12 protein-coding genes are annotated in these 17398 nt (G+C 46.5%); 7 read left to right on the top strand and 5 right to left on the bottom strand.

Translation table 11 applies throughout. The annotated features are described in order from the left end of the window. Positions 1–23: 23 nt before the first annotated feature. On the bottom strand, positions 24–1046 hold the full coding sequence (locus tag D0A37_RS15350; protein ID WP_242715598.1) for a cysteine peptidase family C39 domain-containing protein: 1023 nt from the start codon (positions 1044–1046) through the stop codon (positions 24–26). Between the two features lie 260 nt (positions 1047–1306). Between D0A37_RS15350 and D0A37_RS29045 the strand changes: the two genes are divergently transcribed. After that, on the top strand, positions 1307–1435 hold the full coding sequence (locus D0A37_RS29045; protein WP_278187070.1) for a hypothetical protein: 129 nt from the start codon (positions 1307–1309) through the stop codon (positions 1433–1435). 30 nt (positions 1436–1465) lie between these two features. After that, positions 1466–2920 carry a methyl-accepting chemotaxis protein gene (locus D0A37_RS15345; protein ID WP_242715597.1) on the top strand — a complete coding sequence of 485 codons (1455 nt, stop codon included), beginning with the start codon at positions 1466–1468 and terminating at the stop codon, positions 2918–2920. 541 nt (positions 2921–3461) lie between these two features. Here the strand turns inward: D0A37_RS15345 and D0A37_RS15340 are convergent. Continuing rightward, positions 3462–3605, bottom strand: a complete 144-nt coding sequence (locus D0A37_RS15340) for a hypothetical protein (RefSeq protein ID WP_242715596.1) — start codon at positions 3603–3605, stop codon at positions 3462–3464. A 139-nt stretch (positions 3606–3744) separates the two neighbouring features. Between D0A37_RS15340 and D0A37_RS15335 the strand changes: the two genes are divergently transcribed. Then, complete coding sequence (locus tag D0A37_RS15335; protein ID WP_242715594.1) at positions 3745–6510, top strand: HAD-IC family P-type ATPase; 2766 nt, start codon at positions 3745–3747, stop codon at positions 6508–6510. Positions 6511–6665: 155 nt separating this feature from the next. On the opposite strand, the gene D0A37_RS15330 is transcribed toward D0A37_RS15335, so the two are convergent. Continuing rightward, positions 6666–8141 carry a leucine-rich repeat domain-containing protein gene (locus D0A37_RS15330; protein ID WP_242715592.1) on the bottom strand — a complete coding sequence of 492 codons (1476 nt, stop codon included), beginning with the start codon at positions 8139–8141 and terminating at the stop codon, positions 6666–6668. A gap of 53 nt (positions 8142–8194) precedes the next feature. After that, positions 8195–9328, bottom strand: coding sequence for a leucine-rich repeat domain-containing protein (locus D0A37_RS15325; protein ID WP_242715590.1), 1134 nt, complete (start codon positions 9326–9328; stop codon positions 8195–8197). A gap of 717 nt (positions 9329–10045) precedes the next feature. Between D0A37_RS15325 and D0A37_RS15320 the strand changes: the two genes are divergently transcribed. The 4 genes from D0A37_RS15320 (at position 10046) to D0A37_RS15305 (ending at position 15686) form a co-directional block, all read left to right on the top strand. Then, complete coding sequence (locus D0A37_RS15320; RefSeq protein WP_242715588.1) at positions 10046–11440, top strand: CmpA/NrtA family ABC transporter substrate-binding protein; 1395 nt, start codon at positions 10046–10048, stop codon at positions 11438–11440. A gap of 79 nt (positions 11441–11519) precedes the next feature. Further along, on the top strand, positions 11520–12365 hold the full coding sequence (gene ntrB / locus D0A37_RS15315; RefSeq protein ID WP_242715586.1) for a nitrate ABC transporter permease: 846 nt from the start codon (positions 11520–11522) through the stop codon (positions 12363–12365). Positions 12366–12646: 281 nt separating this feature from the next. Further along, positions 12647–14647, top strand: coding sequence for an ABC transporter ATP-binding/substrate-binding protein (locus tag D0A37_RS15310; RefSeq protein ID WP_242715584.1), 2001 nt, complete (start codon positions 12647–12649; stop codon positions 14645–14647). Positions 14648–14840: 193 nt separating this feature from the next. Beyond that, entirely contained in the window at positions 14841–15686 is an 846-nt protein-coding gene (locus D0A37_RS15305) for a nitrate ABC transporter ATP-binding protein (protein WP_242715582.1), read from the top strand. Positions 15687–16146: 460 nt separating this feature from the next. Here D0A37_RS15305 and D0A37_RS29040 read toward each other — a convergent pair whose 3' ends face one another. Further along, positions 16147–17376 carry a DUF6745 domain-containing protein gene (locus tag D0A37_RS29040; RefSeq protein ID WP_278187069.1) on the bottom strand — a complete coding sequence of 410 codons (1230 nt, stop codon included), beginning with the start codon at positions 17374–17376 and terminating at the stop codon, positions 16147–16149. Positions 17377–17398 lie beyond the last annotated feature (22 nt).

Below are 17398 nucleotides of genomic sequence, written 5' to 3'. Positions count from 1 at the left end.
ATGGGCTTGATGATTTTTAATAACTATTTCCCATCCAATCGGGGGACTCCTTCCAAAAAACTGCCGCTCAACATTAACTCAGTCATCCGGTCTAAATTGCCGCTGACTGGCAATTTTTTATCGGTTTGAAAGCGCTCGATATCTGCTTTTAAATTCCCGCTATTATATCCTAATTTACTCAAATAATCCCTTGCTTGTTTGTCGCTTAACAAGATATCCGCCGACCGAAAAATCGGCACGTATTCCTCTCGCCAAACCAGGGCAAAAGTTTCCCTATCTAAATAGAAAATCTTGCCCCGCGCCGGGTCTCCAATGGCAGCTACACTGTCATTCATTCCCAGCAAAGCCACCGCGTGCGGTAGCTTCCGAGGGCCGTCAAATAGCCAAACTGCTAGCACTCCGGGGCGATTAATTTGCTGAATTTGCTCCCAAGTGGGCGTTAGTTCGATCGCATTTATGCCCAAAGCTCTGGCTGCTATTATTAACTGTGGCATCGAAGTTCCCAAGCGACTCGTGCCCGCAAAACGCGCTACACTCGATTCCGTCGCATCCATTCCCCAACGCCTCAACACTGTTGCTAGCGCCGCCGGCGCGCAACTGCTGCTAGATGTTTGTCGAAATACACCGTTGGGCTGCAAATTATCTATTAAATCAGCATAAATTGGCGCCAGAAAATAGTTTTCAGCGCCTGTAAATCCTCCCAATCCCAACAAGCAAATTAAAATTACTGCGATTACTTGCGATCGCGCCGTCTGCCAACTTACAGTAAAGCCAATACCGCAGACTCCCATCAGCATCACTCGTAGCAAAGTCCAAGTAACTCGCATCCCGTGAAAGCGCCACTCGATCGGCAAAACTGGCATTTGAGGCATATTTAGAGCCAGTAGCAGCAAAGCAATATAAAAACCCAAAAACAGCAGGGCGAGCGAGTTTTTGCCCTTAAACAAATCGTTAGCGGTCACTCCAGAGCGAACTAACACTCGCCCGAACCGCATTCCCCAGACAAACAGCACCGAACCCAGCACCAGCGTCACTACTATTTCCATGAACTCAAAATTTTGTTGCTTAACTAGGTTGTAACATTTATGCGATGGACTTGAACCCCAATCAATAGTGGGAGATAAAAAGAGTGGGGGAGAGAATTTGATGATGTTTGGGTGTCGTTCCTCAATTTCTCGCTACAATCGAATAAACAGGATTTATCCAACATTGAAGCAGGTAGAACAATTCTTAATCCTAAAGGCTTGACCTGCATCGCTTGCTCGACATTAAGTTTTGCCAGGTTTTTATTGATGAGTGTGAATCAATGGTTGACAATCCGATAATTCAGCTACCTAACCCAAAAGGAGATATTGCTATGTTTGCCAACTTAAATCTGAGAAACCAGATGTTACTCGGAGATGGAGTTCCCCTTGATTTGAAGGCGATTAAGTAATTTTTTGTGTAATTATAGGAAAACTTTAAGATGCTTAACTTCAAAACCACAAAATTAAAAGAGCGTATCCTGTGGGGATATTCCATACCGATTTTGCTTTCAGTGGGAGCTGCTACTTTGGTTTTTTTTAACGCTAAAGAAGTCAGCGAAAAAGCAAAATTGCTAAATAATTCTAATGCGGTTGTTATAGATTTAAAAGATCTTGAACTGGGATTTTCAGGTATGCAGAAAGCTGCTCGTGGCTATTTTTTGGCACAAGAGAGTGGTTTCTTAACTGAATACAATGAAGCTGTAAAAACCTTCGATCAATTCCATGAAGATTTAGTCAAGCGGGTTCAAAGCCCGCAACAGCGCCAGCGGCTAGATGAAATGAATGTCTTACAAGATCAGATAGACAAAGGCTACAAACAAGCGTTTTCTTTGGTCGATCAAGGTAAGCGAGACGAGGGAGTTAACTTATGGAAAATACAAATTGTACCAAAGCTTCGTCAGGTTGATGCTATAGCTAATGAGTTTCAAAGCACTGAAGAAATAATTTTGTTAGAAAAAGAAAAAAGGCAAATCCAAGCTTTGGAGTTCCTGACTACAGTGGTGATTTTAAGCACTGCTATAGCGGCGATTATGGCAATTGCGATCGCTCGGTGGATTGCTTCAGGCATTGCAAAGACACTGAATCAGTCCGTCAATATGATTGTTAGTTCTTCCACAGAGATTGCTGCCACAGTTGAACAGCAGGAACGTACAGCCGCACAGCAATCTAGTTCTGTAAATCAAACTACAATCACAATGGATGAGTTGGGCACAGCTTCCCAACAATCAGCCCAGCAAGCCCAAGCTGGTGCTGACTCTGCACGCCAAGCTTTAAATATCACTGAAAAGGGAACCCTAGCAGTAGAGCAAACCTTGGAATCGATGATAATATTGAAAGAAAATGTCGGGGCGATCGCGACACAAATTCTGCGATTGAGCGAACAAACCCATCAGATTGGCAATATCTCTACTGCTGTCACAGATTTAGCCAATCAAACAAATATGCTGGCACTGAATGCCTCAGTAGAAGCAGTCCGGGCGGGCGAAAATGCCAAAGGTTTTACTGTCATAGCCACAGAAATCCGCAAACTAGCAGACCAAAGTAAGAAATCGGCCGAGAAAATTAACCGCCTAGTCGATGATATCAAGACTGCGATAAATTCCACCGTAACGGTGACAAAGGAAGGTACGAAAACAGTAGAAGAAGGAACCAAAATTAGTCAAGAAACGGCAGCAGCTTTCTCGGAAATAGCAAATGCTGTTAACAATGTGGTATTGAACAATCAACAAATTTCTCTAACTGCTCAACAACAAGCAGTTGCTATTAAACAAGTAGTGGAGGCGATGAACAGCCTCAACCTATCGGCAAAAGAAACCGCTAGTGGTATTACTCAAACCAAAGTAGGCACTCAACAATTGAACGATGCAGCCCAAAATCTCAATTCAATTGTCTAAAGGGTTCTCAGTCTTTTGGGCTAGCAGACTAGCAATTGATATCAATTCCGGTTGCACCGGAATTATTGTTGACTGTTGACTGTTGACTGTTGACAGTTGACTAGGGATCGAAAAACTGAATGGTTGAGTGTTAACTGTTGACTCGAATTTATTATTCCGATGCAACCGGAAACGATATATAGCATTGAGTCATGAATTGATCTGGCAGCCCTCCCAGCTTGTTAAACAGCCGGCATTGAAGTCAAAATGTTTGCAGGCGATCGCATCGCGAAAGCCAGGACGATGAATTTCTGCGCTTAAACAAATCCTTAGCAGTAACGGACGATCTAACTAACACCCGCCCAAACCGAATTCCCTAGACTAACAGCACCGAACCCAGCACCAGCGTCACTACTATTTCGATAAGTTCAGAATATGGTCGCTTAACTAGGTTGTAACACGATCGGCGATCGTCCGTGGGGGAGCGGGGCAGGAGGAGACTGGGGGAGTGGGAGTATTTTTCTTTTGCCTCCGGCCTTATTCCCTCTTTCTTTAACCACACCTAAAATTTGCCAAATGTCAAGAAACTCGATCGACTTTTCCCCACCTTAGCCACCAAGTCCCAAACAAGATTTAGCGCCGGAAAACATACCCAAAATCTCTTGCCACAAACGGCCACATCCGTTGTAATATAGATGTAAGTCACAGCCCGTTAAAGTAATCAACCCACAATTAGGTCGCTCAATATATTCACGCTCCAACGAGCGGTGAGTTGTATTGAGCGTGCCGTGCCTATTAAGGAGCGATCAAAGCTCGTCAGACACCCCAAATATTCAGGAAGAATCATGCCATCAAGAGCCGCCAACGATGTAGACGTAGCAGAGCAATATTGGCACTACCTAGAAATATCCAAGGTTGCAACTATTTTAGGAACCAACCTGGAAAGCGGTTTAGAACCGACAGAAGCCAACGATCGCCAACAGAAATTCGGGCCCAACGAACTAACGGTTAAAGCAGGGAAACCCGCCTGGTTAAAATTCATCCTGCAATTTAACCAACCCCTCCTGATCATCTTGCTGAGTGCAGGTTTAATCAAAGCAGTGATCGGAGAATGGCTAAACGCTAGCGTAATTTGGGGCGTAACAACCACCAACGCTACTATTAGTTTCATCCAAGAAGCTGGAGCCGAGAAAAAAATTGAAGCCCTAGCCCAAGCTGTCACCACCGAAGCCACAGTCATTCGGGGTGGCAAAAAATTAAGAATTCCCTCCAAAGAACTCGTTGTCGGCGACTTAGTAATGCTGACTTCCGGCGACAAAGTACCGGCAGACTTGCGCTTAGTGAAAGTGCGCGACTTGCAAATCGACGAATCGGGACTCACCGGCGAATCTGTTGCTGTCGAAAAAGAATTAGGACAATCTGGAGACTTGGTTCTGCCACAAGAAACGCCACTAGCAGAACGGGATAACATGGCCTATGCCGGCAGTTTTGTCACTTTTGGCCAAGGTAACGGCATCGTAATTGCGATCGCCAATAAAACCGAAACCGGCAAAATCTCCCAACTATTAGATCGGCACATCGACCTCACCACCCCCTTAACCCGCAAATTCAACCAATTCAGTCAAAACTGGCTGTTATTCGTGCTGGGAATGGCAACCTTGACCTTCGCCGTTCGATTGGGGAGGCCAGTCCCTGCGGGAGTTTCAGCCTTTAAAGAAGCAGTCGAACCCGCAGTCGCCCTGATTGTCGGCGCAATTCCCGAAGGCTTACCCGCCGTCATTACCGTCACCCTAGCCGTAGGCGTTTCCCGGATGGCAAATCGCCACGCGATCGTCCGCAAATTGCCCGCAGTGGAAACCCTCGGCGGCGCTACAGTCATCTGTTCCGACAAAACCGGAACTTTGACGGAAAACCAAATGACGGTGCAAGAAATCTATTCTGGCGGCGAATCCTACTCTGTCACCGGTACGGGATACAGCCCCGAAGGTGAAATTCAACTCAACCAACTGCCAATTACTGTCAGTCAAGCTCCAACTTTGCAAGAATGTTTGCAAGCCGGACTCCTTTGCAACGACTCTCACTTGGAATTTAAAGATGATGATTGGATAGTCGTCGGAGATCCGACAGAAGGAGCGTTAATTGCTGTTGGCAAAAAAGCTGATTTGAGTCAGCAAGTTTTGTCCAAGTCAATGCAGCGGCTGGATTCAATTCCCTTTGAATCTCAGTTTCAATACATGGCGACGCTGCACCGAACTCCCAGTGGCAAAATTTTGTACGTCAAAGGTTCAGTAGAATCACTTCTCGGCCGCTGCGGTTCCAGTCTCGATACCCAAGGAAATCCGTTAAAAGTCGATCGGGCCCAAATTCACCATCAAGTCGATGAAATGGCAAAGCAAGGCTTGCGCGTCTTGGCTTTAGCAAAAAAGCCAGTACCCGAAAGCCAAAATTCCGTCGATCACTCGGATGTGGAGTCAGGGCTGATTTTCTTGGGACTGCAAGGCATGATTGACCCGCCGCGGGCAGAAGCGATCGCAGCCGTCCAAGCTTGTCAAACCGCCGGAATCCAAGTCAAAATGATTACCGGCGACCACATCGCTACAGCCAAGGCGATCGCCCGCCGCATGGGATTCCGCAAAACTAAACACCACAGAGAACTTGTAGCCTATACCGGCGCTCAACTCGCCGAAATGAGCAAGCAGGAACTCGGCGAAGCCGTAGAAGCCGGCTCAGTTTTTGCCCGCGTCGCCCCAGAACAAAAACTCCGCCTCGTAGAAGCTTTGCAACTTCAAGGCGAAATCGTGGCGATGACGGGAGACGGCGTTAACGACGCGCCAGCCCTCAAACAAGCGGATATCGGCATTGCGATGGGCAGCGGTACCGAGGTTTCTAAGGAAGCCGCCGACATGATTCTTACCGACGATAACTTTGCGTCGATCGAATCTGCTGTCGAAGAAGGGCGATCTGTTTACAAAAATCTGCTCAAAGCAATCAGCTTCATTCTCCCAGTCAACGGCGGAGAATCGATGACAATTTTGCTCAGCACCCTCCTCGGTCGAGAATTGCCGATTTTGTCGCTACAAATTCTCTGGCTGAATATGCTCAACTCGATCACCATGACTGTTCCTCTGGCTTTCGAGCCCAAGTCAGCGGGAGTCATGAAACAGCAGCCCCGACCGGTAAACGAACCTTTTCTCACCGGAAATCGGATCAAGCGGATCATCGCTATTTCTCTTTACAACTGGACTCTGATTTTCGGAATGTTTGAATGGGTGCGCCAAGCGGATTGGGGAACTTTGGAACTGGCCCGCACGATGGCGATTCAAGCTTTGGTAATGGGGAGAATTTTTTACCTGTTGAGTCTCAGCCAGTTGTTGCCTTCTTTGATTGCTAAATTTAGCGGTTCTAAGGAAGAAGTTAGCGGCGCGCCCGCCCTCGGTGTGGGAATTGTCCTGGCGATAATTTTGCAGATTATCTTTGCTAACTCTCCGTTTGTCAATCGCATATTTGAGACGGCTCCGATGAATCTGGATCAGTGGCTGATTTGCTTCGGTGTTGCTCTGCCTATGATCGGTGTTGCTCTGTCTGTCAACCGGTTCGATCCGCCCAACTAATTCACCATTAATCTGTAGGGTGCGTCAGGCTTGTCGTTAACACGACAAACTCTGATTTTCCCACTGACGCACCCTACCGCCTGACACCCATTAGTAATTTTGGGTGTTCAGAAACCCGGTTTCTCTGTCGTACAGAAACTGTGAAATTTTAGCATTTAATTTCTGGGTTCCCACTTACAGATAGACTCTGGCTCGATCGGGCAAGTTTTGGGAGCGATCGGATTTCCGCCGAGGTAGAGATTAGTCAGGTTAGTCAAAGATTGCAATGGTTTAATGTCGTTGATTTTATTGTTTTCGAGGTTGAGCTCCGTCAGCTTAGTCAAAGATGCTAGCAATGTGATGTCGCTGATTTGAATGTCACTGAGGGAGAGTGAAGTCAGGTTAGTCAAAGATACCAGCGGTTTGATGTCGCTGATTTTATTGTTGTCGAGGTGGAGCCAAGTCAGCTTAGTCAAAGATGCTAGCAATGTGATGTCGTTGATTTGATTGTTGTCGAGTTCGATCGAAGTCAGGTTAGTCAAAGATACCAGCGGTTTGATGTCGCTGATTTTATTGCTGTCGAGGAAGAGCGAGGTCAGGTTAGTCAAAGATGCTAGAGGTTTGATGTCGCTGATTTGATTGTCGCTGAGGGAGAGCGAGGTCAGGTTAGTCAAAGATACCAGCGGTTTGATGTCGCTGATTTTATTCTTGTCGAGGTAGAGCAAAGTCAGGTTAGTCAAAGATGCTAGCGGTTTGATATCGCTGATTTGAAAGTCGGTGAGGGAGAGCGAAGTCAGGTTAGTCAAAGATGCTAGCAGTTTGATGTCACTGATTTGAATGTCACTGAGGGAGAGTGAAGTCAGGTTAGTCAAAGATACCAACGGTTTGATGTCGCTGATTTTATTCTTGTTGAGGTTGAGCAAAGTCAGGTTAGTCAAAGATGCTAGTAGTGTGATGTCGCTGATTTGATTGTCACTGAGATTGAGGTCAGTTAGTTTAGTCAAAGATGCTAGCGGTTTGATGTCGCTGATTTGAATGTCACCGAGGTTAAGAGCAGTCAGGTTAGTCAAAGATACCAGCGGTTTGATGTCGGTGATTTTATTGAAGCTGAGAGAGAGTGAAGTCAGGTTAGTCAAAGATACCAGCGGTTTGATATCGTTGATTTTATTGTTGTCGAGGTCAAGAGAAGTCAGGTTAGTCAAAGATACCAGCGGTTTGATATCACTGATTTTATTGAAGCTGAGAGAGAGCGAAGTCAGGTTAGTCAAAGATGCTAGCGGTTTGATGTGGTTGATTTTATTGTTGTCGAGGTCAAGAGAAGTCAGGTTAGTCAAAGATGCTAGCGGTTTGATATCACTGATTTTATTGCTCCAGAGGTCTATTTCCGTGACACTCGAAAGTATTTGATCGGCCGCATCGCACTCAGTAGTCCCAGCTTCCTTCAACAGCACCTCAACAGTATGTTTAGCTTCAGGACTCAAAGAATCTTTTTGGCGACACCAATCCGCAAATGTTTGTCTACTGTTTTCCGATCGCGTTTCGGCGCCACAAGCAGATAATCCACTTCCACATAATGCTAGGGCGATCGCACTACAAGTAATGGCGATCGACTTTTGTAAACTCATGTGCTTTTCTGTAACTATAAGTGTCATAATCTTCTACTTCTAATTTTCTGAACTCTCAAGTTTTATGGTTTAGCTTCTGGTTACCACTTACAGATAGATTCTGGCTTGAGAGGGCAAGTTTTGGGGGCGATCGGATTTCCGCTAAGGTTGAGAAAAGTCAGATTAGTCAAAGATGCTAGCGGTTTGATGTCGCTGATTTGATTGTCGCCGAGTAATAGCAAAGTCAGGTTAGTCAAAGATGCTAGGGGTTTGATGTCGCTGATTTTATTGCTGCTGAGGTCGAGCTCAGTCAGGTTAGTCAAAGATGCTAGTAGTGTGATGTCGCTGATTTGATTGTCGCCGAGGACGAGCATAGTCAAGTTAGTCAAAGATGCGAGCGGTTTGATGTCACTGATTTTATTGCTGTCGAGGTTGAGCTCAGTCAGGTTAGTCAAAGATGCTAGCGGTTTGATGTCACTGATTTTATTGCTCCAGAGGAAGAGCGAAGTCAGGTTAGTCAAAGATGCTAGCGGTTTGATGTCGCTGATTTGATTGTCGCCGAGGTTGAGCGAAGTCAGGTTAATTAAAGATGCCAGCGGCTTGATGTCGTTGATTTCAGTGAAGCTGAGGTAGAGTTTATTCAGGTTAGTCAAAGATGCTAGCGGTTTGATGTCACTAATTTGATTGACGCTGAGGTCGAGCCGAGTCAGGTTAGTCAAAGATGCTAGCGGTTTGAGGTCGGTGATTTTATTGGCGCTGAGGTGGAGCTCAGTCAGTTTAGTCAAGGATGCTAGCGGTTTGATGTCGTTAATTTCAGTGAAGCTGAGGTCGAGCGAAGTTAGGTTAGTCAAAGATGCTAGCGGTTTGATATCACTGATTTGATTGGATCTCAGGTTGAGCTTAGTCAGGTTAGTCAAGGATGCTAGCGGTTTGATGTCGCTGATTTGATTGTTGTTGAGTTCTAGTTCCGTGAGACTCGAAAGTTTCTGATTAGCCGCATCGCACTCAGTAGTCTCAGCTTTCTTCAACAGCACATCAACAGTATGTTTAGCTTCCGGACTCAAATCAGCTTTTTGGCGACACCAATCCGCAAATGTTTGTCTACTATTTTCCGATCGCGTTTCGGCGCCACAAGCAGATAATCCACTTCCACATAATGTTAGGGCGATCGCACTACAAGTAATTGCGATCGACTTTTGTAAATTAATGTGTTTGTTTGCAACTATAAGCGTCATAATCTTGTACCTCTAATTTTCTGAACTTTAAAGTTTTAGGATTTAATATTTAGTTTTGTAAATCACTTACGATTAAGCGCCAATCTTAGTCCACCAATGAAAACCAGTTAACCCTTAGAAAACAGCATTATCGTAAAAAAGTAATTATTTCTGTATCTTAAAATACAATTAACCGCCACCTTAAAAAAAGTAGAGATATATTAACAAAGTAAATGTACGATCGCTCAGATGTTTGCCACTTATTGACAATCGATGTGAATGCCCCCCGATCGTCCTTCGCTACAACCATCTCCCAGTAAGTCTTGGTTTGAACCAGTTTTGATAAGCAAACCCGATCGCTCTTCCCAACGGCTCCTTATCGATAGCGCAGTCCCAAAAGATTTACTTATCAATTAAATTTAATAATTGTTTTATAATTTCTGCAAGAGTACGGTAAGCTAATAACGAAGCCAAGAAAACGTACGGCTCGCAAAAAGTGAGTTAACACAACTCGGCCGATCGAAATATCGATATTAATCAAACAAGTCAAATCAGCAGGGATAGTTTAAAGACTTATACTAGCGATAAACTTATACTAGCGATAAATCTTTTGCTCCCTCCTGCCAACCAGCGCTCAAAACAGTTAGCTAAACCCAATTAGCGAACAGCAAAAAAGCGTGTTGATAACCTTCAGTGAATGTTGTTACAGAAGATTATGAATTGCAGCGAGGCTAGGCTATGACAAGATTTTCAGATGAATTTTCTGCGCTTTCTCGGCGTAAATTTATGGTTAAAGCAGGTGCATCTGCCCTGGGTTCCATACTGCTCAAAGGTTGTTTGGGAAATCCCCCAGAACCCGGTGCAATTGCCAGTGGTGACGGCGCAATACCCGCAGCTACCTCAGTAGTGGCTGTTGCCAACGAGAAAAGAGTCGAAGGAATTGAAAGCACTAAAATCACATTGGGATACATCCCGATCGTCGAAGCAGCACCTTTAATCATTGCCCAAGAAAAAGGCTTTTTTGCCAAATACGGCATGACCGAAGTCACGATTGCCAAGCAAGCAAACTGGGGTTCGGCAAGAGATAACGTAGAAATCGGATCTGCAGGCGGCGGCATTGACGGTGGCCAGTGGCAAATGCCGATGCCTTATCTAATTAGTAAAGGCCTGATTACCAAAAACAGCGTCCAAATCCCGATGTATGTTCTAGCCCAGTTGAACACTCACGGAAATGGAATTGCGATCGCGGCCAAACACCAAGGCAAAGGCCTCGGACTTAAACTAGATCAAGCGGCCCAAGACTACATCAAAGGCCTCAAACAAGCAGGCACGCCGTTCAAAGCAGCCTACACTTTTCCCAAAGTCAACCAAGACTTTTGGATTCGCTACTGGCTAGCCGCTAACGGCATCGATCCCGACGCCGATGCCGAGTTGCTAACAGTACCCGCTGCCCAAACCGTCGCCAACATGAAAACTGGAAGTATGGACGCTTTCAGCACCGGCGACCCCTGGCCCCTGCGGATTGTCAAAGAAAACATCGGCTTCATGTGCGCCCTCACCTCCGAAATCTGGAAAGATCACCCAGAGGAATATCTAGCAATTCGCGGCGACTGGGTAGACAAACACCCCAAAGCCACCGAAGCCTTACTCGCAGGACTAATTGAGGCCCAGCAGTGGTGCGACAAGCCCGAACATCGAGCCGAATTAGTCGCCATTGTTTCTGGAAGAAACTTCTTTGACGTATCTCCGACGGTTTTGACGCCTCCTTATCAAGGCAATTATGTTATGGGCGACGGCAAACCAGACATCAACGACTTCAAGAGCAGTCCGCTGTACTGGAAAGACGACCTCGGCAACGTTTCCTATCCCTACAAGAGTCACGATTTGTGGTTCATTACCGAAAGCGTGCGCTGGGGTTTCCTGCCGACAAAAACCTTGGCAGACAAAAAGACACTCATCGATCGAGTCAACCGCGAAGATATCTGGAAAAAAGCAGCTCAATTAGCCGGAGTTGCTGATGCTGACATTCCAAAAACTACGTCTCGCGGCGTTGAAAAGTTCTTTGACGGCAAAGAATTCAACCCGGAAAATCCCGAAGCTTATCTCAAGAGTTTGGCAATTAAAAAAGTGTGATGGGGTCTTAGCTTCCCATAATTTAGTCTCGAAATTTAGTCTAGAAAATACACAGCACCAGAGATAGGAGATTAGCAGCATGGCTGTAAGTACAAGTCGGAGAGGCGGAGTCGATGTCCAAGGAGCATTTGGCGAGTTTTGGAAGAAGAATTCCTCGAATATCTTGCCGCCAATTTTGGGAGTAATTGGATTTCTGTTAGTTTGGCAATTCCTGTCGAGCACCGGACTGATCAAACTGCCCGGGCCGATCAGCGTTTGGACTGACGAACGGACGCGGATTTTGTTGCTGTATCCTTTCATGAACTCCAAAACCTACGGAGTCGGCTTATTTTGGCAAACTTTGGCTAGTTTGGAACGGGTGGCAAAAGGCTACACTCTCGCGGCCGCTGTGGGAATTAGCATGGGAGTTGTGGTAGGTACAAATCCCATTCTGAACAAGGCTTTAGACCCAATTTTTCAGTTTTTGCGGATGGTTGCACCTTTGGCTTGGGTGCCCATTGCCCTGGCTGCACTGCAACAAAACGAACCTGCTGCTTTGTTCGTGATTTTTATCACTTCAGTTTGGCCGATTTTAATCAACACGGCTGAAGGTGTTCGCCAAATTCCCGACGACTATAACAACGTGGCGAAAGTTCTGCAACTTTCTCGGAAGGAATATTACATCAACATCTTGTTTCCCTCAGCGCTTCCTTATATCTTCACAGGATTGAGAATTGCGATCGGTTTGGCTTGGCTGGCGATTATTGCTGCGGAAATTGTGATGTCTGGGATTACGGGTATCGGCTTCTTTATTTGGAATGCTTACCAGCAAAACTACATCAGCGAAATTCTATTAGCGGTGTTCTACATTGGGGCTGTTGGTTTGTTGCTCGATCGCATGATGGCTTGGTTGCAGCAAAAGATTGCTCCTAGTCAAGGAAAGTAGCTAATTAGATATGTTGACTGTTGACTGTTGACTGTTGACGGTTGACTGTTGACGGTTGACGGTTGACTGTTACAGGAATTACGAACTCCCAGGCTGACAAACCTTTTTTTTAAACTCTTGTTAATGGATTAAAAAAAGTTTTTTGGTTGGTTTAAGAAACAGGTTGTTGTATCCAGTCATGTATTAACTATTAGCTGTTATATATCAACAACGAACAGCGAACAGTCAACAGTCAACAGTCAACGGTCAAATAACACCCCTACACAAAAGGCAAGAAAATCATGTCTGTTTTGATTGCAGTAGAACAAGTCGAAAAAGTTTTTAATTTATCAGACGGTGGCACATACATTGCTCTCAAAGGCATCGATCTGGAAATAAAAAAAGGCGAATTTATATCATTAATTGGACACTCGGGCTGCGGCAAATCTACGCTGCTCAATATGGTGGCAGGTTTGGATTTGCCGACATCCGGATTGGTGACAATTGAAGGGCAAAGAATCACCCAGCCAGGCCCCGATCGCATGGTAGTATTCCAAAATTATTCGCTGCTACCTTGGCGGACGGTCAGAGAAAACATTACCCTAGCCGTAGACTCGGTAATGAGCGGCTTACCCAAGGCGGAACGCCTCGAAATCATTCAAAAACACATCGATATGGTGGGCTTAACTCCCCACGCCGAGAAACAACCCGCACTGCTATCAGGCGGACAAAAACAGCGCGTGGCGATCGCCCGTGCTCTGGCCCTGCGCCCCAAACTGTTACTCTTAGACGAACCCTTCGGCGCTTTGGATGCTTTGACTCGCGGCAACTTGCAAGAAAAGTTGATGGAAATTTGCCAAGAGTACGAAATCAGCGCCCTGATGGTAACGCACGACGTGGATGAGGCCGTGTTGCTGAGCGATCGCATCGTCATGCTCACCAACGGCCCAGAATCGAAGATTGGCGGGATTCTCGAAGTAGACATCCCCCGCCCCCGCAAGCGTATGGAAGTCGTCTCACACCCCAGCTACTACGCTCTACGTAGCGAAATGATTTACTTCCTCAACCAGCAGAAGCGGGTGAAAAAACTGCGGGCACGGAAAGTACCCGCGATCGCCCGCCACGGCCTGGAAAAAGTCAACCTCGAACTCGGCTTTATTCCCCTCGCAGCCTGCGCTCCTCTCGCGATCGCCAAAGAAAAAGGCTTTTTTGCCAAGCACGGCCTCGATGAAGTCCACCTCGTGCGGGAAACAAGCTGGCGCGGCATTGTAGACGGCATCGCCGCAGGTTACTTAGACGCAGCTCAAATGCCCTCTGGGATGGCGATGTGGTTGAGCTTGGGAGGCCACCAAGAGAAGCCGATTCCGACGGTTACAGCCCTCACCATGAGCCGCAATGGCAACGGAATTACCCTCGCGAGGCGCTTTTACGACCAAGGAATCTACACTCTGGCCGATTTCAAAAAAATGCTCCAGAGAACGCCCGCGCAAACGCACCGTATGGGCATCGTTCACCCTTCTTCGATGCACAACCTGTTGCTGCGTTACTGGCTGGCTTCCGGTGGCATTGACCCAGATCGCGATGTGTTGCTGAAAAATATCCCACCGGCTCAGATGATCGTTGACTTGCAGGGCGGCACTATTGACGGTTTCTGCGTCGGCGAACCTTGGAATTTGCGCGCCTCGATGGAAGGAGTCGGCTTTACGGTGGCGACAGATTTGGAACTGTGGCCGGGACACCCCGCGAAAATTCTCGGGGTGCGGGAAGACTGGGCAAATGCTTATCCCAACACTCACATTGCTCTAGTCAAAGCTTTGCTGGAAGCTTGCCACTATTGCGCCGATCCAAATCACGCCGCCGAGGTTTCGGAAATTGTCGCGGGAAGGGAATACGTCGCTACTGATAAGAGTTACATCCAACTAGGCGACCCGAAATCTGTTGCTTGCAACCTCGATACTCCGATGCGGGAATACGCCCACCACTTGTTTTCTGGAGAGGGGGTGAATCGCCCAAGCCGCACCGAACAACTGTGGCACATGGTGCAGATGGCGCGCTGGGGCGATACTGTGTTCCCGCGCAACTGGGTGGAAATTCTGGAGCGGGTGGTAAAAGTGGGTGCGTTCAGCACGGCGGCGCGAGAGCTGGGGATGGCTGATATTACTTACACTCGCGGTTCTCTCAGCTTGTTTGACGGCTCGGTGTTTAATGCTGACGATCCGATCGGCTATCTCAACAATCTGGCGATTAAACGCGATTTCACGATGGCTGAAGTTATACTCGATTCCGGCCGCCGAGCTGCTTAGAGCGCTTTTTAGTTCGACAAAAACAGGGTAATTGCTAATTGTTAGTTGTTGGTTTTTAGCGGTTAGTTGTTAATTTTAAACTGCTAATTGCTAGTTAGTAATTCCCTCTTTATGACCTCCGTGAGATCCGTTAAATCAGTTGCAGAACTTCCTTCTTTCTTTGCGAATCACCCATTCACCATTTCCTAAACCCATGCTCAACACCACTAAGAACCAGACGAACACCAAAACTCAGATCCAGCGAGGAAAAGACCGCCGCCAACCTTTTTTGGTGATGGACAATGTTTATAAAGTATATCCAAACGGTTACAGGGCTTTAGAAAACGTCAATCTGAATGTAGCTGAGGGAGAGTTTATTGCTCTGATCGGACACTCGGGGTGCGGCAAATCAACACTGTTAAATATGGTGTCGGGTTTTAGTCATCCCAGCCAGGGCACCGTGTCGATTAACGGGCAGCGGATTACGAAGCCGGGCCCCGATCGCATGGTGGTGTTTCAGGGTTACGCTTTGCTGCCTTGGCGGACGGTGTTTGAAAATGTTTACCTTGCGGTTAATGCTGTATTTCCGAATAAGTCGAAGGTGGAAAAAAATGCGATCGTCAAAGAGCATTTGGCGATGGTGGGATTGACGGAAGCTGCTGAGAAAAGACCGCCGCAAATTTCGGGGGGGATGAAGCAGCGGGTTTCGATCGCCCGCGCCTTGGCAATTCGCCCGAAAGTGCTGATTTTAGACGAACCTTTTGGTGCTCTGGACGCAATTACTAAGGAGGAATTGCAGGAAGAATTGCTGAAAATCTGGAACGATCACCGCTGTACGGTGTTGATGATTACTCACGATATTGACGAAGCGCTGTTTTTGGCCGATCGACTGGTGATGATGACTAATGGCCCATCAGCGACAATTGGCGAAGTGTTGGAGATTCCTTTTCCGCGTCCGCGCGATCGGGTTCAAATGATGGAAGATCCGGAATACTACAATTTGCGGAACTACGCCCTAGATTTCCTGTTCCGTCGCTTTGCACATGATCACGATGCCTAACCGGCTGGGAAATCAAAGTTAAAGAGGAGAATTAGGAGACTTCTCGAAAAATTTTAATTCTTGTGCGGAGTAGGGGTTGGGCATCCTGTCGGCTCAAGACGAGCTTTTTTGCAGAAGTCTATTGAAAAGTTGAAGCCCCAGTGTTCCCCAATTTCAGGGGAACATCGCTACGGGGGCAATTTTCCCAATCCGGTTGGGTAAACTGAAGCTTAATGGTGGGCGATAAGTTTTTTCGGACGTTCGGATCTTTTTCGGATATTTTACGTCTACCAGCGAAGAGACCCGATTGCCTAGCTGTCGGTAAGCTGGCATGAACAGAGCCCACCTTCGATCGAGGGTGGGCTTCTTCTTCATGTTATTAACTGTTTTTGGGCGATCGCTGGTTTGTGCATTCCACCCTTTGAACTGGCACACTGCGGGGCATTGATTTGTGTTGGATGGATTAGGCGATTGAAAATCTTTAAGTTTGCACGCTAAATTCCTCTGGATCGATATCCCAATTTACCCAACGAATTGCTTCTTTAGCCGATCGCACATCAGGCGGCACTCGCAAAGCGTGAATGTGTCCCGTGCTCGGACAAGTCATTTTTAACAAATAAACTGGCTTTGCATTGCCCTCGTTATCAAAATCATCGTCAAACTCGATGCTTAATAAAGTGTATTCCTGCCAACTATCTAATTCTGTCACCGCTAATTCTTGACAAATGCGATCGTAACCAATTCTCTGAATTAACAATCGACGAAGTTCGGCATTTTCTTCAGATAAAAGCCATTCTGGTTGCCACCGATCGGGGTGTACTCTTCCGTATTTTTCGGGTAATTTAACGCCGTGGTGAAAGTATAAACTGTAGCCGTCGGCAAATGCGATCGCCGGTTCTCCTTCAGCGTGTAGCCGATTTTCAGCGTCAAAGCGAAGGTGCAGGGGGCGATCGCAAACTAAGCAAATGTTCTCAAACGGAAATATCCACCCGCAATCCTCGAACAACTGTTGCTTGCAGCCAAGTAATTCTTGGGCTTTTTGGTCGAGAGTGATACCAAATTTCGAGATCGCAAATTCAGTCAAATGGATTTCCTTCAACAAATCCGTAGGGGTTAGTGGCTGTAGATAGTTAGAATACGATCCAGACTCAGATTTGCGCGATTCAGGGTAATTTTTTGCCAATTCCTGAAATTCTGACACGAGTGTGCAATCGGTATCCGGCTCTAGTATTATTTGATGGCACAGCTCCTTCCAAAACCTCCGACTTAATCCTACATCCACCGATTGAAATAACTCCTTAAGCAACGACTTTCCCCATCCTAAATTACCAGTCGCCTTTGGCGATATTTGATTTTGCGACATACAGTCAATTTTGAGTTGTTTGAGAAAATTTAAATCAGCTACCGGCGGGCTGCTGCAAACAATAACTTGGGGTGCTTTGTGACCAATAGCTACATAAATATTTTTCACGGTTTCTGTAGCTTTTTTAGCATCAATTGGCGTCGTGGAGAGCGTCAGGTACTTCTGTGTAAGTTCGATCGACAGATTTAAGTCAGTAATTGGATTGTTGTAGAGACGCAGTATGGTCAGGTTGGTGAGTCCTGACAGCGGAGTGATGTCGGTAATTTGATTGCATTGAAGATTCAGGTCTGTCAGGTTGGTGAGTCCTGACAGCCCAGTTATATCGGTAATTGGATTGTCGTATAGCAATCCTAAATGATTTTCTATATCT

The organism is Microcoleus vaginatus HSN003, from assembly GCF_022701255.1.
GTDB lineage: Bacteria > Cyanobacteriota > Cyanobacteriia > Cyanobacteriales > Microcoleaceae > Microcoleus > Microcoleus vaginatus_B.
This window is presented reverse-complemented; position numbering and strand designations above follow the sequence as displayed.